The 24,302-nt window shown below is 67.5% G+C and carries 23 protein-coding genes; 15 read left to right on the forward strand and 8 right to left on the reverse strand.

Going from position 1 to position 24,302, the window contains the following annotated elements; translation table 11 throughout:
* Positions 1-70: 70 nt before the first annotated feature.
* From N6C22_RS06035 to N6C22_RS06080, 10 genes are all read left to right on the forward strand, one after another.
* The gene (locus N6C22_RS06035) at positions 71-2,944 is read left to right on the forward strand and encodes an FAD-binding and (Fe-S)-binding domain-containing protein (RefSeq protein ID WP_261650149.1); all 2,874 of its coding nucleotides are present in this window, start codon (positions 71-73) and stop codon (positions 2,942-2,944) included.
* The gene (locus tag N6C22_RS06040) at positions 2,941-3,804 is read left to right on the forward strand and encodes a DUF6282 family protein (protein WP_261650151.1); all 864 of its coding nucleotides are present in this window, start codon (positions 2,941-2,943) and stop codon (positions 3,802-3,804) included. Before N6C22_RS06035 ends, N6C22_RS06040 begins: the two co-directional genes overlap by 4 nt.
* Before the next feature lie 77 nt (positions 3,805-3,881).
* Positions 3,882-4,703 (forward strand): amidohydrolase family protein, encoded by an 822-nt coding sequence (locus tag N6C22_RS06045; protein WP_261650152.1) that lies wholly within the window; start codon positions 3,882-3,884, stop codon positions 4,701-4,703.
* 96 nt (positions 4,704-4,799) lie between these two features.
* Positions 4,800-6,137: an MmgE/PrpD family protein gene (locus N6C22_RS06050; RefSeq protein WP_261650153.1), complete on the forward strand. Its 1,338-nt coding sequence runs from the start codon at positions 4,800-4,802 to the stop codon at positions 6,135-6,137.
* Positions 6,138-6,162: 25 nt separating this feature from the next.
* A complete protein-coding gene (locus tag N6C22_RS06055) occupies positions 6,163-6,864 on the forward strand; it encodes a helix-turn-helix domain-containing protein (RefSeq protein WP_261650155.1) in 702 nt (233 codons plus the stop codon).
* A 70-nt stretch (positions 6,865-6,934) separates the two neighbouring features.
* Positions 6,935-7,378, forward strand: coding sequence for a universal stress protein (locus N6C22_RS06060; protein WP_261650156.1), 444 nt, complete (start codon positions 6,935-6,937; stop codon positions 7,376-7,378).
* 76 nt (positions 7,379-7,454) lie between these two features.
* Positions 7,455-8,417 (forward strand): glycine betaine ABC transporter substrate-binding protein, encoded by a 963-nt coding sequence (locus tag N6C22_RS06065; RefSeq protein ID WP_261650157.1) that lies wholly within the window; start codon positions 7,455-7,457, stop codon positions 8,415-8,417.
* 4 nt (positions 8,418-8,421) lie between these two features.
* Entirely contained in the window at positions 8,422-9,234 is an 813-nt protein-coding gene (locus N6C22_RS06070) for an ABC transporter permease (RefSeq protein WP_261650158.1), read from the forward strand.
* Entirely contained in the window at positions 9,231-10,196 is a 966-nt protein-coding gene (locus tag N6C22_RS06075) for an ABC transporter ATP-binding protein (RefSeq protein ID WP_261650159.1), read from the forward strand. Before N6C22_RS06070 ends, N6C22_RS06075 begins: the two co-directional genes overlap by 4 nt.
* Before the next feature lie 2 nt (positions 10,197-10,198).
* Positions 10,199-10,882 (forward strand): ABC transporter permease, encoded by a 684-nt coding sequence (locus N6C22_RS06080; protein ID WP_261650160.1) that lies wholly within the window; start codon positions 10,199-10,201, stop codon positions 10,880-10,882.
* Here the strand turns inward: N6C22_RS06080 and N6C22_RS06085 are convergent, their stop codons facing one another.
* Positions 10,883-12,001: an iron-containing alcohol dehydrogenase family protein gene (locus N6C22_RS06085; protein ID WP_261650162.1), complete on the reverse strand. Its 1,119-nt coding sequence runs from the start codon at positions 11,999-12,001 to the stop codon at positions 10,883-10,885.
* Between the two features lie 227 nt (positions 12,002-12,228).
* On the opposite strand from N6C22_RS06085, the gene N6C22_RS06090 reads away from it, so the two are divergent.
* The gene (locus tag N6C22_RS06090) at positions 12,229-12,687 is read left to right on the forward strand and encodes a luciferase family protein (protein WP_261650168.1); all 459 of its coding nucleotides are present in this window, start codon (positions 12,229-12,231) and stop codon (positions 12,685-12,687) included.
* 1 nt (position 12,688) lies between these two features.
* On the opposite strand, the gene N6C22_RS21140 is transcribed toward N6C22_RS06090, so the two are convergent.
* The 3 genes from N6C22_RS21140 to N6C22_RS06105 form a co-directional block, all read right to left on the reverse strand.
* Complete coding sequence (locus N6C22_RS21140; protein WP_261650169.1) at positions 12,689-13,555, reverse strand: DMT family transporter; 867 nt, start codon at positions 13,553-13,555, stop codon at positions 12,689-12,691.
* Between the two features lie 126 nt (positions 13,556-13,681).
* On the reverse strand, positions 13,682-14,272 hold the full coding sequence (locus tag N6C22_RS06100) for a 50S ribosomal protein L15e (protein ID WP_261650171.1): 591 nt from the start codon (positions 14,270-14,272) through the stop codon (positions 13,682-13,684).
* Positions 14,273-14,445: 173 nt separating this feature from the next.
* Entirely contained in the window at positions 14,446-15,657 is a 1,212-nt protein-coding gene (locus N6C22_RS06105; protein ID WP_261650172.1) for an MFS transporter, read from the reverse strand.
* Positions 15,658-15,792: 135 nt separating this feature from the next.
* Here N6C22_RS06105 and N6C22_RS06110 point away from each other — a divergent pair, with 135 nt between their 5' ends.
* The 3 genes from N6C22_RS06110 to pdhA all read left to right on the forward strand — a co-directional run bounded on the left by N6C22_RS06110 (position 15,793) and on the right by pdhA (position 18,061).
* Positions 15,793-16,146, forward strand: a complete 354-nt coding sequence (locus N6C22_RS06110) for a hypothetical protein (protein ID WP_261650173.1) — start codon at positions 15,793-15,795, stop codon at positions 16,144-16,146.
* 67 nt (positions 16,147-16,213) lie between these two features.
* The gene (locus N6C22_RS06115; protein ID WP_261650174.1) at positions 16,214-16,897 is read left to right on the forward strand and encodes an MBL fold metallo-hydrolase; all 684 of its coding nucleotides are present in this window, start codon (positions 16,214-16,216) and stop codon (positions 16,895-16,897) included.
* Positions 16,898-16,957: 60 nt separating this feature from the next.
* Positions 16,958-18,061 carry a pyruvate dehydrogenase (acetyl-transferring) E1 component subunit alpha gene (gene pdhA / locus N6C22_RS06120; protein ID WP_261650175.1) on the forward strand — a complete coding sequence of 368 codons (1,104 nt, stop codon included), beginning with the start codon at positions 16,958-16,960 and terminating at the stop codon, positions 18,059-18,061.
* A 7-nt stretch (positions 18,062-18,068) separates the two neighbouring features.
* Here the strand turns inward: pdhA and N6C22_RS06125 are convergent, their stop codons facing one another.
* Complete coding sequence (locus tag N6C22_RS06125; protein WP_261650176.1) at positions 18,069-19,091, reverse strand: deoxyhypusine synthase; 1,023 nt, start codon at positions 19,089-19,091, stop codon at positions 18,069-18,071.
* A 52-nt stretch (positions 19,092-19,143) separates the two neighbouring features.
* Between N6C22_RS06125 and N6C22_RS06130 the strand changes: the two genes are divergently transcribed.
* Positions 19,144-19,725, forward strand: coding sequence for a DJ-1/PfpI family protein (locus N6C22_RS06130; protein ID WP_261650177.1), 582 nt, complete (start codon positions 19,144-19,146; stop codon positions 19,723-19,725).
* Positions 19,726-19,764: 39 nt separating this feature from the next.
* On the opposite strand, the gene N6C22_RS06135 is transcribed toward N6C22_RS06130, so the two are convergent.
* The 3 genes from N6C22_RS06135 to N6C22_RS06145 all read right to left on the reverse strand — a co-directional run bounded on the left by N6C22_RS06135 (position 19,765) and on the right by N6C22_RS06145 (position 24,249).
* Complete coding sequence (locus tag N6C22_RS06135; RefSeq protein ID WP_261650178.1) at positions 19,765-21,426, reverse strand: long-chain-fatty-acid--CoA ligase; 1,662 nt, start codon at positions 21,424-21,426, stop codon at positions 19,765-19,767.
* A 130-nt stretch (positions 21,427-21,556) separates the two neighbouring features.
* Positions 21,557-22,939, reverse strand: a complete 1,383-nt coding sequence (locus tag N6C22_RS06140) for an aryl-sulfate sulfotransferase (protein WP_261650180.1) — start codon at positions 22,937-22,939, stop codon at positions 21,557-21,559.
* 50 nt (positions 22,940-22,989) lie between these two features.
* Positions 22,990-24,249, reverse strand: a complete 1,260-nt coding sequence (locus N6C22_RS06145; protein ID WP_261650181.1) for an MFS transporter — start codon at positions 24,247-24,249, stop codon at positions 22,990-22,992.
* Positions 24,250-24,302: the final 53 nt, after the last annotated feature.

Genomic DNA, 24,302 nt, shown 5'->3' on the forward strand with positions numbered 1-24,302 from the left:
GCCCTATGTTCGACTGAACGCCCATCCCGGTCCCCTCCCGAGGGTGGGGTATGAACGCGGAGTGTGAGCCATGAGTGTAGATGGAGAGACGGTGACGGGGACCGTCCCCGACCCGCTGACCCGACTGGACGGTGAGGCCGACTTCGGCCGGACCGCACGGACGCTGTACGCGACCGACGCGAGCATCTACCGGGTCGAACCCGCCGGCGTGGTGTGGCCCGCCTCCCGCGAGGACGTGCGCCGAACCCTGGCGTACGCCCGCGAGGTGGGCACCAGTGTGGTCGCCCGGGGTGCCGGCTCCAGCCTGACCGGGAACGCCGTCGGCGAGGGCATCGTGCTCGACTGCTCGCGCCACCTCGACGAGGTGGTGTCGGTCGACGCCGAGGCCCAGACCGTCACGGTCCAGCCCGGCGTCGTCCTCGACGAGTTGAACGACGAACTGGCCGACCACGGCCTGTACTTCCCGCCGGACCCGAGCACGTCGAGTACCTGCACCATCGGCGGCATGGTCGCCAACGACGCCGCCGGGGCGCACTCGGTTCGCCACGGGACGACCCGGGACAACGTCCGTCGGGTCGAGTGCGTGCTCCCCGATGGTTCGGTCGCGGACTTCGAGCAGGTCTCGGGAGAGGCCCTCGAAACGGAACTGGCACGCGACGGCCGCGTCGGCGAGTGCTACCGGACCGTGGTCGACCTCGCGACGCTCCATGCCGAGGAGATCGACCACCGCTACCCCGACGTGGACCGCAACTCCAGCGGCTACGACCTCGAATCGAGCGTCGCCAGCGACGGCTCCTGGGCCGACCTCTCGAATCTCATCGTCGGGAGCGAGGGCACCCTCGGTGTCGTGACCGAGGTGACGCTTTCACTCACCGAGGTCCCCGAGACCAGGGCCGCCGCGATGGTGTTCTACGACGACGTGCGAACCGCGGCCGACGCGGTGACCGGTTCGCTGGCGGCCGACCCGAGTGCGGTCGAACTCATCGACGACGCGGTCCTCGGCCACGCCAGGGAGGCCTGGGGCATCGACCTCGTGCCCGACGAGGCCGGGGCGGCCCTGCTGGTCGAGATCGAGTGCGATGCGGGCGAGGGGGAGCGCCGGCTGGACGAGGCCGTCGCCGCCAGCCGGACCGAGCACACCGTCTCGGTCGAGCGGGCGGTCGAAGACCACGAGCAGGACCGGCTCTGGAAGGTCCGCAAGGCGTCGAACCCACTCCTGAACCGCCGACCTGGCGACGAGCAGGCCCCGTCGTTCATCGAGGACGCGGCGATTCCACCCGCCGAACTCCCGGACTATCTGGACAGGGTAGGCGACATTCTCGCGGCCCACGACCTCGATGCGAGTGTCTTCGGCCACGCCGGTCAGGGTGTCCTCCACATCAAACCGTTCCTGAACCTCAAGGACGAGCGCGACCGCGAGGTTATGCGGTCGGTGAGCGAGCAGGTCCACGAGGTAGTCCTCGACGTGGGTGGGGCCATCTCGGGCGAACACGGCGACGGCAGACTCCGGTCCGCGTACCTCGGCGAGATGTACGGCGAGACGCTGTATGGGGCGTTCGAACAGGTCAAGCAGACGTTCGACCCGGACGACGTCTGCAACCCGGCGAACGTCGTGCCTGACCGGGACGGCAATCTCGCGGGGGTGGACGAGCAACTGCGCTTCGGCGACTACGACCCCGAGCCGGTCGAGACGGCGCTGGACTTCTCCGACGAGCACGGCTTCGGCTCGCTGGTCGAGCAGTGCAACGGCTGCTCGAAGTGCCGGACGATGGACGGTGGAGTGATGTGTCCCTCCTACCGCGCCACCGAGGAGGAGGTGACGAGCACCCGGGGGCGAGCCAACGCGCTCCGGGACGCCATCGACGGGGAACTCGGCGAGGACGCCCTGACCAGCGACTGGTTCCAGGAAGACGTACTGGACCGGTGTCTCGCCTGCAAGGCCTGCGAGACCGAGTGCCCGACCGGGGTCGACATGGCGAAGCTGAAGACCGAGGCCAAACACCAGAAGCATCAGGAATCGGGTATCCCACTGCGCGCCCGGCTATTCGGGAACGTCCGCACCCTGAACAAAGTCGGGAGCGCCCTCGCGCCGGTCGCGAACCGGCTCGCGGAGTTCGGTCCGGGCCGGGTCGTCGCCGAGAAGACGCTGGGAATCGACCGGCGGCGGACACTCCCCGAGTTCGCGAGGGAGTCCCTGCTCGACTGGTTCGCCGACCACGAGCCAGCCCCGGACGCGGGCGAGCACGGCGCGGTCGTGCTCTACCCCGACTGCTACACGACCTACAACCATCCCGAGGTGGGGAAGGCGACGGTCGACCTGCTGGAAGGGCTCGGCTACTCGGTCGAGATTCCCGACGTGAACTGCTGTGGCCGCCCCGCGCTCTCGCAGGGGCTGGTCGAGGACGCGAGCGCCGACGCCGCCGAAAACGTGGAGACGCTCCGGGACGATGCCGGGGACGTGCCGGTCCTCAGTCTCGAACCGTCGTGTACCAGCGCGCTGGAGGAGTACGACGACCTCGTCGACGACCCTGGCGAGGTTCCCGATGCCGCCGACACCGTCGCCGGGTTCCTGTACGAGCAGGTGCTGGCGGGTGCGGTTTCCCTGCCGGAGGCGGGTGGTGAGACAGCAGATTCCGTCGCCTACCACGGCCACTGCCACGCGACCGCCCGCGGGCGCGACCACGCCCCGGTCGCCCTGCTCCGGCAGGCCGGCTACGACGTGACGCCGGTCGATGCGACCTGCTGCGGGATGGCCGGCGCGTTCGGCTACGAGACCGAGCACTACGACCTCTCGATGGAGCTGGGGACCGACCTCGCCGAGAAACTCGACTCGGTCGATGCGGACGTGGTCGCCGCCGGCGGCGCGTCCTGCAGCCAGCAGCTCGCGGACTGCGACGTGGACACCCGCCATCCCATGGCGCTGCTCGCGGAGGTGGTCCGATGACCGACCCCGACCTGCTCGACGGTGCCATCGACATGCACGTCCACACCGCACCGGACCTCATCGAGCGCTTCGAGAGCGACGTGGACCTGGCCCGCGACGCCCGCGAGGCCGGGATGCGCGCCATCCTCGTCAAGAGCCACGTCGTCCCGACCGCGGGACGTGTCGACCTCGTGAACGAGGCGGTCGGCGACGAGTTGCTGTTCGGCGGCGTCGCCTGCAACGGCGGCGTCGGCGGGCTCAACCGCGACGCCGTCGAGGCCGCACTGGAACTCGGTGCGAAGGTTGTGTGGCTCCCGACCGCCTGGAGTGCGAACCACGCCTCGCAGGCGCGCGAGTCGGGGGTCGAGCGATTCGTCGGCCATCGCGTCCCCGACGAGGACGAGGAGATTCCGGTCGCCCGAGACGGCGAGGTCACGCCCGCGACCCGTCAGGTGATGGACCTCGTCGACGAGTACGACGCGGTGCTCGGGACGGGTCACGCCGCCCCCGACGAGATAGAGACCGTGGCCGAGGCCTGCGCGGACGCGGGCGTGGACTGCCTCGTGAACCACCCCTGCTTCCGCGTGGTCGACGTCTCCCTGGAGCGCCAGGAGCGCCTCGCCGAACTTGGGGCGGTCATGGAGTACTGCGCCTACGCGGTCCAGACGACCGAGGGCCACACCATCGAGCGCGTCGCCGAGGCGGTCGAACGTGTCGGCCCCGAGAACGCGGTGCTGGCGACCGACTTCGGGCAGGCCGAGAACCCGCCCGTCCCCGGATTACGCGAGTTCGCCGAGGCCGTCGTCGACGCGGGGGTCCCCCGCGAGACGGTCCGACAGTGTCTCACCGAGACCCCGGTCCGGCTGCTCCGGCTGGACTGATTCTTCCACCCCCACTTCAATCGTTTACACGTTGTCGTCAAGCCTCATGGGTGGTATCCGCACAAGAACCGAGTGCAATGGCAGACTACCCCGTCGTCAACGGACACCACCACCTCGGCAACGAAGACGCAGAGACCGACCGGACCTTCGAGTGGTCCGAGAGCGTCGAACAGGTCATCGACGCCATGGACGAGAACAAGGTCGACGCGACCATCCTCCAGCCGCTCGGCGGCGAGACGGACGAGTCCGTCTCGGAGGTCCACGACCAGATCTACCAGGCGAGCCAGGACTACCCCGGGCGCATCTTCGGCACCGCCGCGGTCAACCCACACCTCGGCACCGAGTTCGTCCACGAAGAGATCACGCGCTGTGTGCAGGAACTCGACTTCAAGTTCGTCAAGCTCCACACGCTCGCGTGGGGCGTCGACCCGACCTCCGACATCGCCTACGACGTCTACGACGCCTGTGTCGAGAACGACGTGCCCGTGATGGTCCACACCGGCCCGCACGGCATGCCGTTCTCGGTCCCCGGCATGTACATGGACGTCGCCGACGACTACCCGGACCTGCCCATCATCTTCGCCCACATGGGCGGGGCATACACCCTCACGCAGGAGGCCATCCAGATGGCCGCCCGCTGGGACAACATCTACCTCGACACCACGCTCGCGATGAACATGTACATCCGCCGGGCGATGGAGCGCGTCGGCGCGGAGAAGCTCCTCATGGCCGCCGAGCACTCCTCGAACATCCCGGTCGCCCTCGAGAAGATCAACTGCATCGGGGCCGACGAGGAGCAGAAGGCGAAGATCCTCGGCCAGAACGCCATCGACCTCTACGGCCTCGACGTGGCCAAGCAGGACTGGGACGAGGTCGAGGCCGCCCCGGCCGACGACTGACGCTCTCTCCCTGTCACGCCCCACCACTGTCGTCCCTGTCGATTCGCCCGCTCCCATCGACTCACTCCTCCGTGTCTGTTCCAGCTCGTTTCGACCATGACTACCGATACAGCGATCTCCTTCGTCCACGACGCACAGCTCTCGGCGTTCCCGCCCGCGGTGTGCGAGCACCTCGACGCCCGAACGCTCGACACCCTCGCCGCAATCACGGCCGGCTATCGCTTCCCGACCGCGGACGTGGTTCGGTCCTACGCGGAGACACACCACGCCGGGGCGGCCGACGGTGCCGACGCCACCCTGCTCGACGAGTCGGGAGAAAGGCTCTCGCCCGCGGGTGCGACCCTGGTCAACGCGACGGCCGCGAACGCGCTCGACGTGGATGACGGTCACCGCGCCGTGAAGGGGCATCCGGCGGCGGTGGTCGTGCCGCCGGCCCTGGCGACGGCGGAGGCGGTCGATGGCTCCGTCTCGGAATTCCGCACGGCCGTCGCGGTCGGCTACGAACTCGCAGTCCGGGCTGGCCTCGCCATCCACGCGACCGACGAGGTGTACACCGGGACCGGCTCGTGGGGCGCGGTCGGGGCGGCCGCCGCGGTCGCCAGACTCCGGAACTTCGACCGCGAGACGACCGCACACGCGCTCGGGACCGCGGAGTACCACGCCCCGCGAACACCCATCATGCGCGGCGTGGAGCAGCCGGGGATGACCAAGGACGGCATCGGCTGGGGGGCCTTCGCGGGGCTGGCGGCAGCCGACCTCGCGGCCCGCGGGTTCACCGCCTCGGGGACCGTCTTCGACGAGTCCTCGGTTGCGGTCACCGACGACCTCGGCGACCGCTGGTATCTCACGTCGGGCTACCTCAAACCGTACCCCTGCTGTCGGTGGGCACAACCCGGCGTCGACGCGATTCGTACGCTCCGACAGGAGCACGGTATCGACCCGGGCTCGGTTGAGCGCATCCGGGTACACACCTTCGAGGCGGCGACGCACCTCCATACCAGCCGCCCCGAGAGTGCCGAGGAGGCCGAATACTCCTACCCGTTCCCGGTCGCGGCCGCGCTGGTGACCGGCGACTTCACGCCCGCCGAACTGGCGGCCGAGCGCCGGGAGGACGAGACGATTCTGGCCCTCGCGGACCGGGTCGATCTCGTGGTCGACGACGACCTCGAACGTCGGTTCCCGGCCGAGTGCCTGGCCCGGGTCGACCTCGTGACCGCATCCGGGACCTACAGCTCGGACGTGCTGCGACCACGCGGTGCCCGGGAGCAGCCACTCACCGACGCGGAGCGACGCGAGAAGGCCGCCGAACTGTTCGAACCGACCGTGCCGGCCGAGACCGTCTCGCGGGTCGAACGGGTCCTCGGCGACCCGGACGCCCGGGTCGATTGCCTCCTCGAACCTTGGCAGGGCGACACGACAGGAAGGAGGGTTTAATACCCATGCGCAGAGGGTTTCGATAATGCTCACCGCGAAGGTCTGTGTCCGATACGAGGGAGACTGGACTGCAGAGCTCGCCCGGTACAACGTCTTCGGCGAGTTCCTCGCGTCGACCTTCCGGAACCGGCGCTACATCGGTATCATGGCCCTGGAGACGGACGACTTCGAGGAGACGGTCGCCGTCATCAAGGAGTACTGGGACGCCGCGGACGAGGTCGAGGTGCTCGAACGCTACGAGCGCCGCGACACCGACCGGGAGTCAGCCACGCTGTTCCTGCGGGGCCAACTCACCGAGTTCACGCCGCTGCAGACGCTGCTGTACGAGGGCTTTCTCCCCATCGGCCCGACCAAGTTAGAAGACGGACGGGAGTGCTTCGACCTGCTGTTGAACGACCGCAAAGAGCTGTCGCAGGCGACGGAGCTCCTCTCGGAGTTCGGGCCCGTCTCGGTCGAGCGCATCTCCCAAGATTTCAGCCGGGAGGTGACCCCGAGTGCGGCGGAGTGGCAGGAATTGCTCGGCTCCATCCCGTCCCGCCAGCGCGAACTGCTCACCCTCGCGCTCGAACGCGGCTACTTCGACATCCCGCGGGAGGTCACGCTGGAGGAGCTCGCCGAGGAGATGGGTATCACGAAGACGACCGCCTCGAACCACCTTCGCAAGGCCGAGCGCTCGTTCATGGAGTTCCTCGTCTCCTACGTCAGCCTCGCCGCGGAGGACGACTGAGGCCGGATACACTTATACAGGAACACATGTGCGACAGTCGAATAATGGCCGTCTCGCTGGAGTATCGGATATGAGCGAGACGGCACTGGTGCCGGTGAAGAACCACGCGCCCTGGGCCGAGACCGTCGCGGACGCCGCGGCGGCCGTCGAGGACGAGGACACCGACGTGGTCGTCCTCCACGTCTTCGACGAGGCCGAGGCCGAATCGACACGACAGAACCTCGACGACGACGACACACTCACCCTCGATGACCTCGCCTCGCGCAAGCGCGGCGTGAACGCGGCCATCGACGTGCTGGCCGACGAGGGACTGTCGTCGCGACCGCGGGGTGCGCACGAGGACGAGCGGACCGCGGACGCGATACTCCGGGTCGCAGAGAGCGAGGACGCCGACCGGCTCTACGTCTACGGACGCAAGCGAAGCCCGGCCGGCAAGGCCGTCTTCGGCAGCACCGTGCAGCGACTCATCCTCAACGCAGGGGTGCCCGTGACGGTCGTCCCGCCGGAGGGCTGAGGACGGGTGTACTTAAAGGGTGAGAATAGTTTGTGCCAATGATTAATCGGGTAATTCAGGATACGTACTGATACGCATGACACAGAAGACCACACGACGTGACGCACTCAAGACGGCCGGTGCAGTGACCAGCGCAGCAGGCTTGACTGCTCTCGCAGGCTGTTCCGCCATCCTGGGTGGGGGTGGGGGAGGCGGCAGCGGGTCCATCACCGTCGGTTCGAAGCAGTTCACCGAACAGGAGGTGCTCGGCTACCTCGCCGTCGAGGCGCTCAAGGCGAACACCGACGTCGACGTGAACGACAAGGTCGGGCTGGGTGGCAGCGTCACCAACTTCGAGGCGCTCAAGAGCGGCCAGACTGACATGTACTGGGAGTACACCGGTACCGCGTGGGCGACGCTCCCGCCGAAGCACAGCAAGGTCATCACCGACCCGGAGAAGATCCAGCAGAAGGTCGAGAGCGAGTTCGAGTCCGAACACGACATCACGCTGCTCGACCGCGCCCCGTTCAACAACACGTACGTCCTCTGCGTCCGCAAGCAGTGGGCCGAGGACACGGGCGTCACCTCCATCAGCGACTACGCAACGTACCTCCAGGACGGCAACACCGACCATACCCTCGTGATGGACGCCGAGTTCCAGGAGCGCGAGGACGGCTGGCCAGGGCTCATCGAGCACTACGACTTCGCGGACGCCGCGAAGCAGCTCAACGTGAAGAACGTCAGCCCGGCACTGGGCTACCAGATCGTCGGCGAGAAGGAGGCGGCAGTCACGATGGGGTTCAACACGAACCCGAAGATTCTCAAGTTCGACCTCCAGTCGCTCGAAGACGACAAGGGCTTCTTCCCGGTGTACAACCCGGCCCCGATGGTCAGGCAGCCGGCTCTCGAGGAGAACCCGTCCATCGAGGAGCCACTGAACGAGGTCGCGAACGCGCTGTCGACGGACACCATCCGGAGCCTCAACCGCAAGGTCTCCATCGACAAGAAGGACGCTCGCACTGTGGCGAAGAACTTCCTCGAGTCCGAAGGCCTCGTCTGAGCCAATGTCCGCCACTTACGCAGTCGCACCGGACGGCGAGTTCGCCACGCTCACGGTGGCGTTCCTGGGAGACTACCTCCAGTTCTTCCTGGACAACCAGGCACAGCTCTGGGAGCTCCTTATGGAACACCTCGCCATCGTCGGTCGGGCGATGCTCATCGCCGTGCCCCTCGGTGTGCTCCTCGGGACGGTCATCACCTACGACGACCGCCTCGCGACGGTGGTGCTCTGGCTGGCCGGCGTGATGATGACTGTCCCCTCCATCGCGCTCTTCGGGCTCCTCATCCCGTACCTCGGCATCGGGAAGCCACCCGTCGTGTTCGCGCTCATCCTGTACACACAACTGCCCGTCGTCCGGAACACCTACGTCGGACTCTCGCGGGTCGACGAGGCCGCTGTCGAGGCCGGGACGGGACTGGGGATGACGCGCGTCCAGCGGCTCCGTCGCGTCCAGGTTCCGATGGCACTGCCGGTCATCATGGCGGGCGTTCGAAACGCCGTCGTGTTGCTCATCGGCATCGCCGCAATCGGGGCGTTCGTCGGGGCGGGTGGCCTCGGCGACCTCATCTTCGACGGCATCGATAGCGCGAACACCGCGAAGATCGTGGTCACGACGGCCGTGTTGTCCGGGTTCACGCTCGCGGTCGACTACGTGCTGGCCTCGATCGAACAGGTGCTCCGCCTCCGAAACGGCGAGGAGGTCGAACCGAAACTGGGGACGCGTGTCCTCAGCGGCGTGCTCGGGCGCGTCTCGGCCACCGGCGGCGCGAGCCGACCGGGCGCGTCCACGACAACCGAAGATAGCGTGCAATCATGATAGAATTCGATAACGTCACGAAGCAGTACGGCGACGGCACCGTCGCCATCGAGAACATCAGTTTCGAGGTGGAGGAAGGGACGACGACCGTGCTGGTCGGTCCCTCGGGCTGTGGCAAGACGACGACGATGAAGCTCGTCAACCGCCTCATCGACCCGACCGAGGGGACCGTCTACTTCGATGGAACCGACATCACCGAACTCGACGAGATCGAACTGCGGCGAGAGGTGGGCTACGTCATCCAGGAGATCGGCCTCTTCGACCACATGAGCGTCGCGGAGAACGTCGGGACCGTCCCAGACCTCAAGGGGTGGGACCAGGACCGCATCCGTGAGCGCGTCGTGGAACTGCTGGACCTGATGGACCTGCCGGCCGCGGAGTACGCGGACCAGTACCCGACCGAGCTCTCGGGCGGCCAGCGCCAGCGCGTCGGCGTCGCCCGGGCGCTCGCGGCCGACCCCGACGTGATGCTGATGGACGAGCCCTTCGGGGCGCTCGACCCCATCACGCGCGACGAACTCCAGGACGAGTTCCTGGAGATACAGGACGAACTCGACGTGACCATCCTGTTCGTCACCCACAGCATCGAGGAGGCGCTGAAGATGGGCGACCGCATCGCCATCTTCGACGTGGGCGAACTCGTCCAGTACGACACCCCCCAGAACATCCTGGAGAACCCGAAGAACGACTTCGTCCGGGACTTCATCGGCGAGGACCGCGAGCTGAAGAAGCTCCAGGTCACGCAGGTCCGGGACGTGATGACCGAGACGGAGCGCCGGCCGGTCCGCGACGGCGAGCCCGAACCCCTCTCGCCGACCGACAGCGCCCACGTCGCGCTCTCGCGACTCCTCGAACGGGACGACTCGTCGGTGCCGGTCGTCAGGGACGGGTCGGTCGTGGGCACCGTGTCCGAGTCCGACCTCCGGAACGTGGACGCGAAGGTGTCGCGGGGGGCACCCTGACCATGCTGTCGCCGGCACTCATCGGGAAGCTCCCCGAAGCGTACCGGTTCCTGATGGAGCGTCAGGACGAGTTCATCACGCTGCTCACCCAGCACGTCAAGCTCGTGTTGTTCTCGGAACTGCTCGCCATCTGTGTCGCCATCCCGCTCGGCATCGCGGCGACCCGGAACCCGCGGGCGAAGACGCTCATCCAGGGTGTCGGGAACACCGCCCAGACCATCCCGACGCTGGCGATCATCGCCCTGGTGTTCCCGCTCGTCGGCATCGGCTTCTGGCCGTCGGTCATCGGCCTGTTCACCTACGCGTTGTTGCCCATCCTCACCAACACCATCGCGGGCATCGAAGAGGTCGACGACAGCATCGTCGAGGCCGCCCGCGGGATGGGGATGACCGACTGGGAGATACTCCGGAAGATACAGCTCCCGAAGGCCGTCCCGGTCATCTTCGCAGGCATCCGGACCAGCTCGGTCATCAACGTCGGGACCGCCTACCTCGCGTTCTTCATCGCGGGCGGTGGCCTCGGCGTGTGGGTCGTCGGCGGCATCCGGCTGTACAACATGAACCAGGCGCTGGCCGGGGCGATTCCGGGCGCGCTGTTGGCCATCACGCTGGACTCGATGTTCGCACTCATCGAGCGAAAGCTCGGTGGTGAAGCTGCCCAGTCGCAGAACCTCGCGACCGGGTAGTCAGAGGTTCTCGAGACAGACGTCGCGCAGCTCTTCTTTCGAGAACGAGACCGGACTCGTCTCGGTGTTCACGTTCCCCGCAGCACGCTCGACGACCGCGTCCCACTCCCATCGCTCGGGCGCGTTCGGCAGCGGGTCGTCGAGCCCGACCTGTGACCGGAGTGCTTCGAGGTGACTCGCCAGTGCCGCGCCGGGCTCGCGGGCTTCGGGCGCGAGGGTCGCGAAGGCGCTTCTGGCCGCCGGGTCCCGAGCCGACCGTCGGACCACCGCTGGCAGCAACTTCGCGTTCGTGTGGCCGTGGGGCGTGTCGTAGACGCCGCCGATGGCGTGGCTGAGCCCGTGGACTGCGCCGAGGCCGGCGTTGTTCATCGCGAGCCCGGCCAGATAGCTGGCGTGCAGCATGTCGTCACGGGCTGCCGGGTCGTCGCCGCGGACCGCCCGGGGGAGCGCCCGCTCGGCCAGCGCGAAGGCACGCCGGGAGTACGGCGTCGTCAGCGGCGAGGCACCCGTCGCGACGAGCGACTCGACGGCGTGGGTGAGCACGTCGAACCCACTCGACGCGGTGACGTACGACGGACAGTCGTCGGTGAGTGCCGGGTCGAGGACGGTGGCGTCGGCCCGCAGCACCGGGTGCCCGACACTCACCTTCTCGTCCGCCTCGTGGTCGGAGAGGACCGCCCAGTGCCCGGTCTCGGTGCCGGTGCCCGCGGTGGTCGGGACGAGGACCAGCGGTCGGCCCTCGCGGGACCGTGGCTGTGTCGGGTCGGCTGCGCGCAGTTCGGTCAGGTCGTCGCCGAACGCCGGGAGTGCGCAGGCGGCCTTCGCGGCGTCCATGACGCTCCCGCCGCCGACACCCACGACCAGGTCGGCCTCGTACTCGGCGAGCGCCTCGGCGATGTGTTCGACCGTCTCGAACGCCGGATTCGGCGTCACCGCGTCGACGACCGGGGGGTCGCCCGGCAGGGTGTCCGCAACGGTCGCTGCGATACCAGCCGCCGCGACTCCTTCGTCCGTCACGACGACCGGGCGTTCGACACTCCGGCGGTCACCGACCGCTGACAGTGTGTCTACGCTCCCGCGACCGCTGTACGTCTTCGGGGGTGGACTGAACTCGTGCATGGTCGGGGACGTCCAGCGCAGCGCGCATCAGGGTTCACCCCAACCTCGAGGAGGTTTTATCAGGCCGGCAGCAGACGCAGGCGAGGGTTCCAGCAGGTGCGCGCGGCGGTGAACGGCCGCCACCCCCAGACGTGACGCTGGCGACGACCGTCTCGTCCGACTGACTGTCCAGTCACCTGGGTAACTCCAGCGTGCTTCTAAAGCCGTAGTAACGCCTCTGTTAGTGCATGAGTGATGCTGCCGCGAAACACGATTCCTTCGAGTTCGTCACCGCGATCAGTGCCGAGGTGAGCACGTGGCCGGCCGTGACGGACAGTGACCACCGCGACGGCGGGCGCGAGTTCCACGTCGGTACCACCGAAATCGGCCACGTCCACCGGTCCGGGCTCGTCGACGTCCAGTACCGGCTCCAGCTGCGCGACGCGGTCATCGCCGACGGGTTGACCGCGCCACACACGCTCGCGCCGCGCTCGGGCTGGACGTCGTTCCGCATCACCGATGCTGGCGACGTGGACCAGGCGCTCACGCTGCTCCGGGTCTCCTACATCGATACACTTCTCGTGCGCTCGCACACTCACATCTGCCGGGCCGCCCTCGACGAACTCGACGTCGACGACGAGCTCGACGCCCTCCCCGAACTGACCCGGAACGAGCTCGAAGGGCTGTACTCCGAGCTGCTGGCCTGACTCAGCCGAGCGTGATGAGGGCGACGCCCGCGATGGCGACGCTGGCGGCGACCAGTCTGATTCTGAACTGCGGTTCGTCGAGCAGGACACCGCCGAGGAGCACCGCGACCACGGCCTGTGCGTTCACGATGGGCGAGGCGACGCTGGCGGGGAGCGTGGTGAAGGAGATGGCGATGACGTGCTGGCCGCCGGCGATGACCGCGCCGACGGCGACGAACTTCCACCAGTCGTCGGCGGCCGCCGCGAGGTCGAGTTTCCGACCTGCGAGGGGGACGACCGAGACGAGGATGGTGACCAACATCACGACGACGAACTCGGTCGGCGTGACCGCGAGTTCCTGCAGCAGGACCCGCTTGCCGACGTCGACGACGCCGAAGGTGGCCGCACTCACGAGCGCGAGCTGGGCGGGGCGGGCGGTCACCGCGCGCCGAAGCGGCGTCAGTAACTCGCCGGGTTCGTAGTTGACGAGGTACAGGCCGACGGTGACGACGACCACGCCGGCGACCTGCATGGGTGTGAGGCGTTCCTGGAGGAGGAGGACCTCGATGGGCAGGACGAACGCGGGGACGACCTTGCTGATTGGGGCGACGTAGCTCACCTCACCGATGGCTAGCGCCCGGAAGAATACAACCAACGCGACGACAACCCCGAGGGAGACGGCGACGGTCGCTCCGAACGCGACCGGGTCTGTCGGGACCGGCACCCCGTCGGTGGTCGCGAACGCGATCGGCAGATACCAGACGACGGCCGCGACGTACACCCACGAGAGGTACACCGAGACCGGGTACGCGCTGAAGTACCGTTTCACGACGAACAGGTAGACCCCGAAGAGGACGGCGGCGAACAGCGCGTACGCGATTCCACTCACGTCTCACTGTCGACGACCTGCCCCGAAGAACGGTTCGATTCGCACGGAGTGTCGGGAACGTTCGTTCGGATTCGAAGACGATGCTGTCGCTCGGGGTCGATTTGAAAGATGAGAGAAGCGGTTCGTTTAGTTACCGCGCTTGCGGCCGGCGTTCGTGGACGGGCGGGTGTGCTCGGTACCCTTGCCCTTGAACGTCAGGCCACGGTTCTGGACACCGGCGCTCGTGAGGCCACGGAACGCGCGGTTCTTGTGGCTGTCGTCGCAGATCCAGTTGAGGTCGTCGTCGTTCTGGATGGCGGGGTGCTCGGGGTCCACGAGAATCACTTCGTGCCACTTCTGCGAGCCGTCCTCACCGACCCAGTAGGAGTTGAGCACGCGGAGGTTGACGTACTTGCGCGACGCTCGCTCCTCGGCGATGCGCTGGATGTTCTTGTTCCGACCGAGTCGGTTGACACCCTGGCGCTTCGAACGGCGACCGGCCTTGTGTCGGGTCTTGCGTGCGCCACCCTTGCGGACGGAGACACGCGCGACGACGACGCCCTGCTTGGCCTTGTAGCCGAGCTCGCGGGCCTTGTCGAGGCGGGTCGGGCGCTCGACGCGCTCGATTGCGCCTTCCTTGCGCCACTGCTGCTTTCGCTGCCACTGGAGTTCGGCGAGTTTGCCGTCGTCCGGGTCCTGCCACGCTTCCTTGATGTGGGAATAGAAGCTCTTTGTCATGGTGTATCACCACGGGCGTTGGCCGGTTCAGTTCGCGAGGGCGAACCACATTCCGATGACCTGCACGGGGGCAGGTGCCCACTGGTGCCCGTCGTCCAGCGAGTTGTCGATACTTCCCCGTCTCGGCCTTTAAGGGTGTCGAACTGTCCCGAACCGTGTCCTGTCGTCACACATCACCGACCCGCCGCGGCGGGCCGCTCCCGTCGGGTTCGCAGCCGGATGAAGACCGGGACGGTCACCGCGGCGATGAGTATCTCGACCCCGCCGGCGGTGAGGAACGCGGCCTCGTAGCCGAAGCGGCTGGCGACCGTGCCGCCGACGAGGATGCCGGCGAGGAACCCGGTGCTGCCGAACGCGTTGAAGCCGGCCATCGCCACGCCGCGCTCGGTGTCGCGCGCGAAGTCGGTGACGAGCGCCATCGTCGCCGGCGACATGAGCGCCCCGACCACACCGACGGCGACCATGGCGGCACCCGCCAGCTGGACCGTCGGGGCGAGGCCGACCGCGACGATGGCGACGCCGTAGAGCACCGACCCGGCGACGACCGGAATCACCCGGCCGTACCTGTCCGAGGCGATGCCGAAGGGGTACTGGAGGAGCGCGAAGGGGGCGAAGAAGAGCGCGAGCATCAGCCCGGTCGCCCCGGGACTGAGTTCGAACACGTCCCGGAAGTAGAGGGTGCCGACGAGCGCGAAGAAGCCGGCGGTCAGGCGGTCGATGAAGCCGAAGACGTAGGGCACGAGCAGTATCGGCGTCTCGCGCACGCCCGCGACGGCCCGCCAGATGGTCGAGGCCGACTCGTTCGCCAGGGGGCCGACCCGACGGTCGGTGAGGGCGACGGTCGCCAGCACCGCGACACCGAACATGAGGACACTGGCGGCGGCGACCGGGGCTAGCGGTGAGAGCTCGTACAGTTGCCCGCCGAGGGGGGCGCCGAGGGCGGTCCCGGAGCCGATGGCGATGCCGGCCGCGCCCATGTTCCGGCCGTGCCCGCCATCTAGGTCCATCAGCATCGTCATCGCGAGCGAGAACGCGCCGATGGTGGCCGCGCCCTGGAGGACGCGAAGCACGAGGACCGCCCAGAACGGGACGGTCGTCACGGCAGGGACGACTGCGAGCAGGGCGTAGCCGAGGCCGCCGCCGATGGTCCCGGCGACGACGAAGGGGACGCGCCTGCCGGCCGCATCACTGGCGGCCCCCCAGACGCCGGCGAACGCCACGAACGCCGCGAACTCGGCGGCGAGGAACCACATCCCGGCCTGGAGCGCCGTGCCGCCGTCGAAGACGGCGACCAGCGTGTCGATGCCGGGGTACAGCAGGACCTGCGCGAGCAGCACGACGAAGACGACGCTCGCGAGGACGATTCGGTCGCGGCGGGTGGTCACGCTCGCCTCTACGGCAGCACCCTACGAATGTTCGTTGGTTCTCGACCTGTGCCGGGATGACACGGATATCGACGTGCCACCAGTAGGGTTGTTGCATACCACAGATTTATTGACACCACTCGAATTCATGACGGTATGAAAACATCTCAAACGACTGTATCGATAGTGGCCGTCGTCGACGGCCTCGTCGCGGTCGTCGGTGCCGTCGGCGTGCTCCTGAACATCGGGAGCGTCGCCTCGGTCATCCTCGTTGGCCTCTTCGGTGCCCAGGGCGTGCTGGCCTACGGTCTGTTCCGTGGCCGCCGATGGGCGTTCGGGGGTTCGATGGTCCTCCACGGGTTCTACGCGCTGCTGGGCGTCGGTGGCGTACTCGCCGGAAGTGCGCTCGTCGGCGCTGTCGTGGTGGCTGTCAACCTCGCGATACTGCTCGCGCTGCGTGGTGCCCGCCCGGCGCGGGAGTCCCAGTCCGTCGCTCGTGCGCTGAACTGAGTCGCGTCGCCACCCCGTGGCTACCGCGGCCTCCACCGTTTTGTACCCCACCCCCGTAGCCAGCGCCATGACAACCGAACTCGTCGAGGGCGTCTGGCAGATACCCTGTCGCGGCGTGAGTGCCTACCTCCTCGAAGACGGTGCCGACCTCGTGCTCGTCGACGCCGGGACGCCCTGGGACGCGGGGCGCATCCGGGCGGGCGTGCTCGATTCGGGCCACGTCCTCGGCGACGTGGACCGCGTCGTCATCACGCACTACGACCTCGACCACGTCGGCGCGCTCGCGAAGCTGGCACCCGACCTCGACGCGGTGGTCGTCGCGGGCGAACACACCGCCAGCGTCCTCCGGGGCGACCGCCAGCCCGACGCGCCCGGGTTCAAGGGGTTCCTGACGCGCCACCTGATGCGCCGCCTCATCACGCTCCCGGACCTGCCGGTCGAAGCGGTCCCCGACGGCGAGCAGAGGGGCAGTTTCACCGCGTTCGCGACGCCGGGGCACACGCCGGGCCACACCTGCTACGTCAGTTCGAAGCTCGGTGTCGGCCTCCTCGGCGACCTCGCGCAGGGAACCGACGACGGCACCCTCGACCGGATGACCAGTTTCGTCGACGCCGACCGCGAGCAGGCGGGCGAGAGCATCCGGTCCTTCGCCGAGCGAGCACCTGCCTTTGAGGTGGCGTGTATGGGCCACGGCGAGCCGCTTCGCGACCAGGGCGACGAGCAGCTCCGCCGACTCGCGGCCCGGCTCTGAGTCCCGCCGCAATCTGTCGTCATCTTTATCGCGGAATCGGCCCTCGTTCGAACCAGTTCCATGTCTCAACTCGTCTCGGACCAACCCGACGACCTGCATCGCGTCATCGACCGCGACGGTTCGGTCGTCGATGGGGCGTCGGTGTCGCTCTCCGACGACACGCTCCTGGCACTGTACGAGGACCTGAAGCTGGCCCGGCGCTTCGACCGGAAGGCCGTCGCGCTCCAGCGACAGGGCCGGATGGGCACCTACCCGCCCATCTACGGGCAGGAGGGTGCACAGGTCGCGAGCGTCCACGCCCTCGACGACGAGGACTGGCTGTTCCCGAGCTACCGGGAGAACGGGGCGATGCTCGCCCGCGGCGTCTCGATGTCGAAGAACCTCGAGTACTGGATGGGGTCGGAGGCGGGCAACGCCGCCCTCCGCGAGCGGAACGTGTTCACGGTCACGAACCCCATCGCGACGCAGATACCCCTCGCGACCGGCCTCGCCTGGGGCGCGAAGCTCAAGGGAGACAATCGGGCTGCGCTCGTCCACTTCGGCGATGGCGCGACCTCCGAGGGAGACTTCCACGAGGGGCTGAACTTCGCGGGCGTGTTCGACGCCCCGGTCGTCTTCTTCTGTAACAACAACCAGTGGGCCATCTCGGTGCCACGCGAGAAACAGACCAAGAGCGCGACTATCGCCCAGAAGGCCGTCGCCTACGGCTTCGAGGGCGTCCGCGTCGACGGGATGGACCCCATCGCCGTCTACGAGGTCACCCGCGACGCGGTCCAGAAGGCGAAGAACCCCGGCGACGAGCCCGCACCGACGCTCATCGAGGCGTTCCAGTACCGCCTCGGCGCACACTCGACCTCCGACGACCCCGGGGTCTACCGCGACGAGGAACGCACCGAGAAGTGGCGGCAGATGGACCCGGTCCCGCGGTTCGAGCGGTTCATGCTCGAGACCGGGCGGCTCGACCAGGAGGACGTCGACGCCATCGAACAGGACATCGAGGACCGGCTGAACGAGGCGGTCGAGCAGGCCGAGGCGGCGACGACCGACCCGCGCCATATCTTCGAACACGTCTACGCACAACAGCCGAAGAAGCTCCGCGAGCAGCAGGCGTACCTCGAATCGCTCAGAGAAGAGTTCGGTGACGACGCGTTGCTGGAGGACTGAAGCGGACTCAGTCGTCGTCCGCGACCGCTTCGGCTTCTTCTTCGACCTTGGGCTCGTACCGCTGGAAGGCTTCCGCGACGAGCAGCGGCGTCACCAGCGTCGCCTCGGCCTTGACCTCCACGTGGTTCGTGACCTCCTCCTTGATCTTCCCCCACGAGACGGCCTCGTCCGGCGGCGCACCCGAGAGCGAGCCGTCGCCTTCGACACCGGTCGAGACGTACACCGCGTAGTCCGCGCCGCCGCGGAACAGGTTCGTCATGATGGCGTGGTGCTTCGGGATGCCCCCACCAAGGACGATGAGGCCGGTCTTGTTCGCGAGCAGGCCCTCCTCGATGAGGTCGTCGTAGTCCTGGAGGATCTCGATGCCGATGTCCGAGTCGTAGCCCTGCTTGTAGTAGTAGAGGAAGTTGCCGACCTCGGCGTCGGTGAGCGCCGGACAGAAGATGGGGATGTCGTTGTCGGCGGCGTTCTTCAGGATGGAGTCCTCGTCGTCCAGTGTCTTCCCGAGTTCGCGCGAGAACTCGACCGGCGTGCGGACCTTCTTCTCGGCGAAGAAGTCCTCGAAGAAGTCGTTGAGGTACTCCTCCAGCCAGACGTAGCGGTCCGACGGGACGAAGATGTTCCCGAGCCGGTTGATGCCGCGTTCGCGCATCGCGGCCTCGTCGACGTCCCACTCGCCCATCTTGAACGGCTTCTCGGTCTTGATGACGTCCTCGGTGATGGAGCCGGAGGTCGTGATCATCACGTCGATGAGGTCCTCGCGGCAGAGGTAGGCGACGGTCTCGCGAAGCCCCGAGGAGACGATGTTCGAGGTGTAGGTGAGGTAGATGGTCGCGCCCTCGTCCCGCATCCGTTTCACGATATCGACGGCCTCGGCGAGGTGGGTCGCCTGGAAGCCGGTGGTCGCGTAGGCTTCGAGGAGTTCGCCGAGGTCGAACTCGCCCGAGTAGTCGTAGCCGCGAACGTCGGGTGTGTCGAGCTCCTCCTCGGAGCCCGGGATGACGTTGTTCTTGGTGTCGTCGTCGCTCATGTGGGCATACTCGAACCGGACCGATAAGAGGCTTACACTCTTAGGCGGAGGTATGCGAGTCGCTATCTTGCTGTACGACGGCTTCGACGAACTCGACGCCATCGGCCCGTTCGAAGTGTTCCAGACCGCCGGCGCGCTCGGCGGGGAGATGGAAGCCTCCCTGCGGACGGTCGACCCGGTGTCGACGGTCACCGCCAGTCACGGGCTGACGGTCGCACCCGACGGCAAACTCGACGAGTACGAGGCCGACCTCGTGCTGGTTCCCGGTGGCGGTTGGAACACCGACCCGGACGAACCCGGCGCGCGACGGGAGTTCGAGGCCGGGACGATTCCTGACGCGCTCGCCGAACGACACGAGGAGACGACCATCGCCAGCGTCTGCACCGGCGCGATGTTGCTCGCCGCGGCAGGCCTCCTCAACAACCGCCCGGCGACGACCCACCACAGCGCGAAGGAGGACCTCGGCGTGTTCGCGAACGTCAAAGACGACCGTATCGTCGACGACGGCGACGTGCTGACCGCGGGCGGCGTGACGTCGGGACTGGACCTCGCGTTCTACCTCGTCAGAATGCACTGCGAGGACGGCATCGGCGAAGCGGTCGCGGACGAGATGGAGTACCAGCCGCGGGTGTAGAGCGGCGGTCGGGGCTGGGCCGGCGTGTCGGCGGTCAGGTCACCCCTGCCCGACCATGTCCTCCTCGTCGTCCCACTCTCGCTCACGGAGCTCGTACTTCTGGACCTTCCCGGTCGCCGTGGTCGGGAGCTGTTTCACGAACTCGAACCGGCGGACGATCTTGTAGCTCGCGAGTCGTTCGCGGGTGAACGCAGTGAGCTCCTCGGGTTCGACGCCCGGGTCCTGCACGTCGCCGTTCTCGGGGACGACGAACGCCTTCGGCGTCTCGCCCCACTGCTCGCTGGGGGAGGGAATGACCGCCACGTCGGCGACGGCCGGGTGGTCGAACAGCGTGTCCTCCAGTTCGATGCTGGAGATGTTCTCACCGCCGGAGATGATGATGTCCTTCTTGCGGTCGCGGATGGCGATTATCCCGTTCTCGTCGACGGTCGCGAGGTCGCCCATGTGGTAGTAGCCCTCCAGACGCTCCGAGAACGCCTCCTCGGTCGCCTCGGGCTTGTTCCAGTAGCCCTCCATCACCTGGTTCCCGCGGACGACGACCTCGCCGACGGTCGTGTCGTCGTGGGGCACGTCCTCGCCGTCCTCGTTCACGACGCGAATCTCGGTCCCGAGGAAGCCCAGTCCCTGGCGCTTCTTCACCGCGAACCGCGCGTCGTCATCGTCGTCGAAGAACCGGCGCGAGTCCGAGGTGGTGATGAGCGGCCCGGTCTCGGTCGCGCCGTAGACGTGTTTGAGGTACCAGCCGAACTCGTTCTCGACGAGCCGGAGGGTCGCCTCCGGCGGGGCCGCACCGGCCGTGGCGACGCGGACCTCGTTGTCGCCGGTGACGGCTGGCTGGTGTTCGTCGTAGTAGTTCGAGAGGATGTTGAGCACCGTGGGTGCGCCACAGAAGTACGAGACGTCCTCGGTCTGGATGGCGTCGAAGACCGCCTCGGGCTCGACACCGCGGGTGCAGACGTGTTTCGCACCCATCCCGGTGATGGCGTAGATGTGCCCCCAGCCGTTGACGTGGAACATCGGGAGCGTCCAGAGGTAGACGTCGTCGTCGACGATGTCCTGATGGATGGCGATGAGGTAGGCGTGCAGCGTCTCGTTCCGGTGGGTCCGCATCACGCCCTTGGGGTCGCCGGTCGTCCCGGACGTGTAGTTGATGGTGACGACTTCGTCCTCGTCCATCTCGGGGCGGTCGTACTCGCCGTCTGCCCCGTCGAGGACGGCATCGAAGTCCTCCCACTCGCCGGCGGACGAGTCCGCCGAATCGCCGCCCGCGCCGCCCGCCGAGACGCCTTCCACCGCGTCCGCGTCGTTGCAGATGAATATCTCGGTGGGGACCTCATCGCGGACAGCCTCGATCTTCTCGGCGTACTCGTAGTCCGCGACGACCGCTTTCACACCAGCGTCTTCGAGGATGTACGCGAAGTCGTCCGGTGTGAGCCGGTAGTTCAGCGGGGTGTGGACGCCGCCGAGTTGCATCGTCGCGTAGGCCGCTTCGAGGTGGTAGTGGGTGTTCGGGTCGAGGACGGCGACGCGGTCGCCTTTCTCGATGCCCCGCGCCTGGAGCGCCGCGGCGAGCCGGTCGACACGGTCGCCGAGTTCGTCGTAGGTGAAGCGTCGGCCGTCTGTCCCGACGACGGCCTCCTTGTCGCCGTACTGTCGCCGGGCGCGGTCGAGGAAGTCGGTAACGAGTAACGGTTTTCGCATGGCTGGCGCTACGGGCGACTTCCAATTATGTATGATTGATGGTTACAATGTCCGCCGGTATTGTGCCTCTTCGACGCGGTGCCTCCCTGTCCCGAACCCACCGTGACTGAACAGGCGGGCCGGTCGCTCCCTAGCGACTGACGGCGATTCGATATGTGGCGAGTGAGACCTCGGACGTCATCCACCCGACGAGCAAGAACGCGCCGAGGATGCAGAAGAACATCTCCCAGCCGGTCATCCAGATGGGGCTGATCCACGGCGCGTAGTGGCCCCACATCGTGGCGAACTCGGTCGCGTACCCCGACAGCGGCGTGCCCGCGAAGGCGGCCTGCACCGAGGTCCGGAAGGGGACACTGTCGCCGCCACCCGCGACGAGGTTCGCGCTGCCCGTGATGGGGTAGGTGCCGCTCGCGTTCATATCGCGGATGGTCGGCCCCTCCTGGACGGATTCGTCGCCGGTCCCGAGTCGCTCGGCGTCGTACGGTCCCCACGTCGCGTAGTACTCCCAGACGACCTCTCCCTTGGGCGTGACCTCCAGGATGCGGTGGTTGAGCGTGTCCGTGATGAGGGTGTTCCCGTTCGGGAGCCGGTCGGCGTCACGTGGCCAGTTGAGCGTGTTCTGGCCGACCATCCAGGTGCGGACCCACTCGCCGTCCTCGTAGGCGTACTCGACGACGCGGTTGTTGCCCGAGTCGGCCACCAGCATCGTCGGGGTCCCGTCGTCGCTGACCATGTAGTCGGGGTTGTGCTGTTCGTTCAGGATAGAGTGGTCGCCGTCCTCGCCGAGGCGATTCGTGATGTTCTTCGTCTCCATGTCGACGATGACCGCCTGGTCGAAGTTCCGCGGCGAGAGCAGCAGTCGCCCGTCACCGAGGGCGTCGACGTCGTTGCTGTGGGACCAGTCCGCGTTCATCCCGCCGTCGGTGTCCGCGGGGAAGTGGTCCCGGTACTGCCACCGCCAGGTCACCTCGTCGGTCGTCAGGTTGTAGACGACGATCTCGTCGGCGCTCGTCCCGTTCTCGCCGTCCCACGCGCGCATGTGCGAGATGACGAGTTCGTCCTCGCTCAGCATGTCGGCGTCGTGGGTGTCCTCGAACGGGAAGCGGCGCTCCCAGACGCGTTCGCGGGTCTCCGGGTTCAACTCGTAGATGAGCGTCTCACCGCCCCGGGGTGAGACGACGAGCAGGTTCCCGTTCGGGAGCGGGTCCACGTCGAAGAACCACGCGTCCTTGCCTGCGCTGCTGTTGTGTACCCACTCCGTGAGGCCGCGTTCACCGGCGGCCACGAGACGGGCGGGCTTCTTGTCGTTCGTCGAGCCGCGGAAGGTGAATCCCTGGACGCTCACGACGGTCGTGTCGCCGGCAGTGCTGGTCACCGTTCCGCGCTGGAGCGAGGGCTGGTCGGCGGGGTCGAACGTGACCGCACTGACCACCGCCGGGGCGAAGAGCGCGAGGACGAGGACGACCACGAGGGCACGGAGAATCCGGGAGTCTATGGCGGGGAGTTGTCGCACGAGCGCCATTCAGGGAAGCGGTTAAGTGTATCTTACGAAGCCCGCATCGTTCACCACTCCGTGATGGCCCCGGCACCCTGGGTGTACCAGAGGGAGCCGAAGAAGGTGAGCACGCCCGTGAACGCCGAGGCCCCGCCGACGAAGAACACCCACTGCATGCCGACCTGGGTCATGAGGAAGCCACCGAGCATCGGCGCGCCGACGCTGCCCGGCCGCCAGACGAGTTCGCGCACGCCGAAGCTCGACGCCACCCCCGCGCCGTCGGTGCCCTCGTCGGCGAACAGCGCCATGCTCGCCGGTTCGCGGAAGGAGTCGGCGATGCCCAGTAGCATGTTCAGCCCGACGAGGACCGGGAACGCCGCCGAGAGTTCGCCCACGATGGGATACACGGCGGGCAGATTCAGTGCCGCGCCCACCGCGGGTGAGAACGGAACCAGCACCGCGACGACCGCGTACATCGTCCCGCCGACGAGGACGAACAGCGACCGGCCGAACCGGTCCGAGAGCGTGCCGGTGTAGGGCTGGAGCAGCATGTTCGTCAGCTTCTCGGAGGTGAGGACGACGGCCACGGCGAGACCGGCTTCGGTGTAGCCGAGGCCACCCTGTGCCGCCGCGACCCCGGCGTAGATGGGGACCCACGTCCGGACGAGGGTCACCGCGACGGCGTACTGGGCTCGGAAGCCGGTCAGGGTGAGGATGCGGTCGTTGAGCGCGAGGTCGGAGAACGGGAACCCCTCGATACGGGTGTCGTCGGGCTCGAGACTGAACCAGACGCCGACGGTCGCGATGGCCATCAGCGCCACGATGAGGGCGTAGATTGGCGTGAACCCGAACTGTTCGTAGAGGAGGCCCGCCGAGATACCGCCGAGGATGGCGGCCGCGAAGCGCCAGGCGTTCGCCTTCCCGATGTAGTTCGCACGCTCGTCGTGGGCGGCGAGTTCACCGACCATCGAGAGCGACATGAGGCCCGACCCGGTGACGGCGATGCCCTGTATCCCCCGGACGAGGATGAACTCCAGGCTCGCGCCGTCGAAGATCGAGATGGCCGCGAACCCGAGGTAGGCCACGAGGCTGACCACCAGACTGAACAGCAACACGTCGCGCTTGTCGTAGCGGTCGCCGGCCCATGCGAGGGGGACGACCGCGACCGTCTGGGCGATGGTGAACCCCGAGATGAACAGTCCGACGACCAGCCCCGACGGGTCGAAGATGTTGATGTAGAACGGCAGCAGCGTCGACAGGGTGACGAGGCCGAACCCGGTCGCGAAACGGGTGAGATAGAGCGCGTAGAAGCGAGAGTCGTCGGTCACTGCCCGAGGCTCCGGCAGTCCGAAACAAGTCGGTTCCGGTTCCGGCTGTGGTT

Source organism: Haloarchaeobius sp. HME9146 (assembly GCF_025399835.1).
Taxonomy (GTDB): Archaea; Halobacteriota; Halobacteria; order Halobacteriales; family Natrialbaceae; genus Haloarchaeobius.

Excerpts from the sequence above, each read along its gene's own strand:
- N6C22_RS06035 (WP_261650149.1), top strand. The coding sequence starts at position 71 with ATGAGTGTAGATGGAGAGACGGTGACGGGGACCGTCCCCGACCCGCTG.
- N6C22_RS06040 (WP_261650151.1), top strand. The coding sequence starts at position 2,941 with ATGACCGACCCCGACCTGCTCGACGGTGCCATCGACATGCACGTCCAC.
- N6C22_RS06045 (WP_261650152.1), top strand. The coding sequence starts at position 3,882 with ATGGCAGACTACCCCGTCGTCAACGGACACCACCACCTCGGCAACGAA.
- N6C22_RS06050 (WP_261650153.1), top strand. The coding sequence starts at position 4,800 with ATGACTACCGATACAGCGATCTCCTTCGTCCACGACGCACAGCTCTCG.
- N6C22_RS06055 (WP_261650155.1), top strand. The coding sequence starts at position 6,163 with ATGCTCACCGCGAAGGTCTGTGTCCGATACGAGGGAGACTGGACTGCA.
- N6C22_RS06060 (WP_261650156.1), top strand. The coding sequence starts at position 6,935 with ATGAGCGAGACGGCACTGGTGCCGGTGAAGAACCACGCGCCCTGGGCC.
- N6C22_RS06065 (WP_261650157.1), top strand. The coding sequence starts at position 7,455 with ATGACACAGAAGACCACACGACGTGACGCACTCAAGACGGCCGGTGCA.
- N6C22_RS06070 (WP_261650158.1), top strand. The coding sequence starts at position 8,422 with ATGTCCGCCACTTACGCAGTCGCACCGGACGGCGAGTTCGCCACGCTC.
- N6C22_RS06075 (WP_261650159.1), top strand. The coding sequence starts at position 9,231 with ATGATAGAATTCGATAACGTCACGAAGCAGTACGGCGACGGCACCGTC.
- N6C22_RS06080 (WP_261650160.1), top strand. The coding sequence starts at position 10,199 with ATGCTGTCGCCGGCACTCATCGGGAAGCTCCCCGAAGCGTACCGGTTC.
- N6C22_RS06085 (WP_261650162.1), bottom strand. The coding sequence starts at position 12,001 with ATGCACGAGTTCAGTCCACCCCCGAAGACGTACAGCGGTCGCGGGAGC.
- N6C22_RS06090 (WP_261650168.1), top strand. The coding sequence starts at position 12,229 with ATGAGTGATGCTGCCGCGAAACACGATTCCTTCGAGTTCGTCACCGCG.
- N6C22_RS06100 (WP_261650171.1), bottom strand. The coding sequence starts at position 14,272 with ATGACAAAGAGCTTCTATTCCCACATCAAGGAAGCGTGGCAGGACCCG.
- N6C22_RS06110 (WP_261650173.1), top strand. The coding sequence starts at position 15,793 with ATGAAAACATCTCAAACGACTGTATCGATAGTGGCCGTCGTCGACGGC.
- N6C22_RS06115 (WP_261650174.1), top strand. The coding sequence starts at position 16,214 with ATGACAACCGAACTCGTCGAGGGCGTCTGGCAGATACCCTGTCGCGGC.
- pdhA (WP_261650175.1), top strand. The coding sequence starts at position 16,958 with ATGTCTCAACTCGTCTCGGACCAACCCGACGACCTGCATCGCGTCATC.
- N6C22_RS06125 (WP_261650176.1), bottom strand. The coding sequence starts at position 19,091 with ATGAGCGACGACGACACCAAGAACAACGTCATCCCGGGCTCCGAGGAG.
- N6C22_RS06130 (WP_261650177.1), top strand. The coding sequence starts at position 19,144 with ATGCGAGTCGCTATCTTGCTGTACGACGGCTTCGACGAACTCGACGCC.
- N6C22_RS06135 (WP_261650178.1), bottom strand. The coding sequence starts at position 21,426 with ATGCGAAAACCGTTACTCGTTACCGACTTCCTCGACCGCGCCCGGCGA.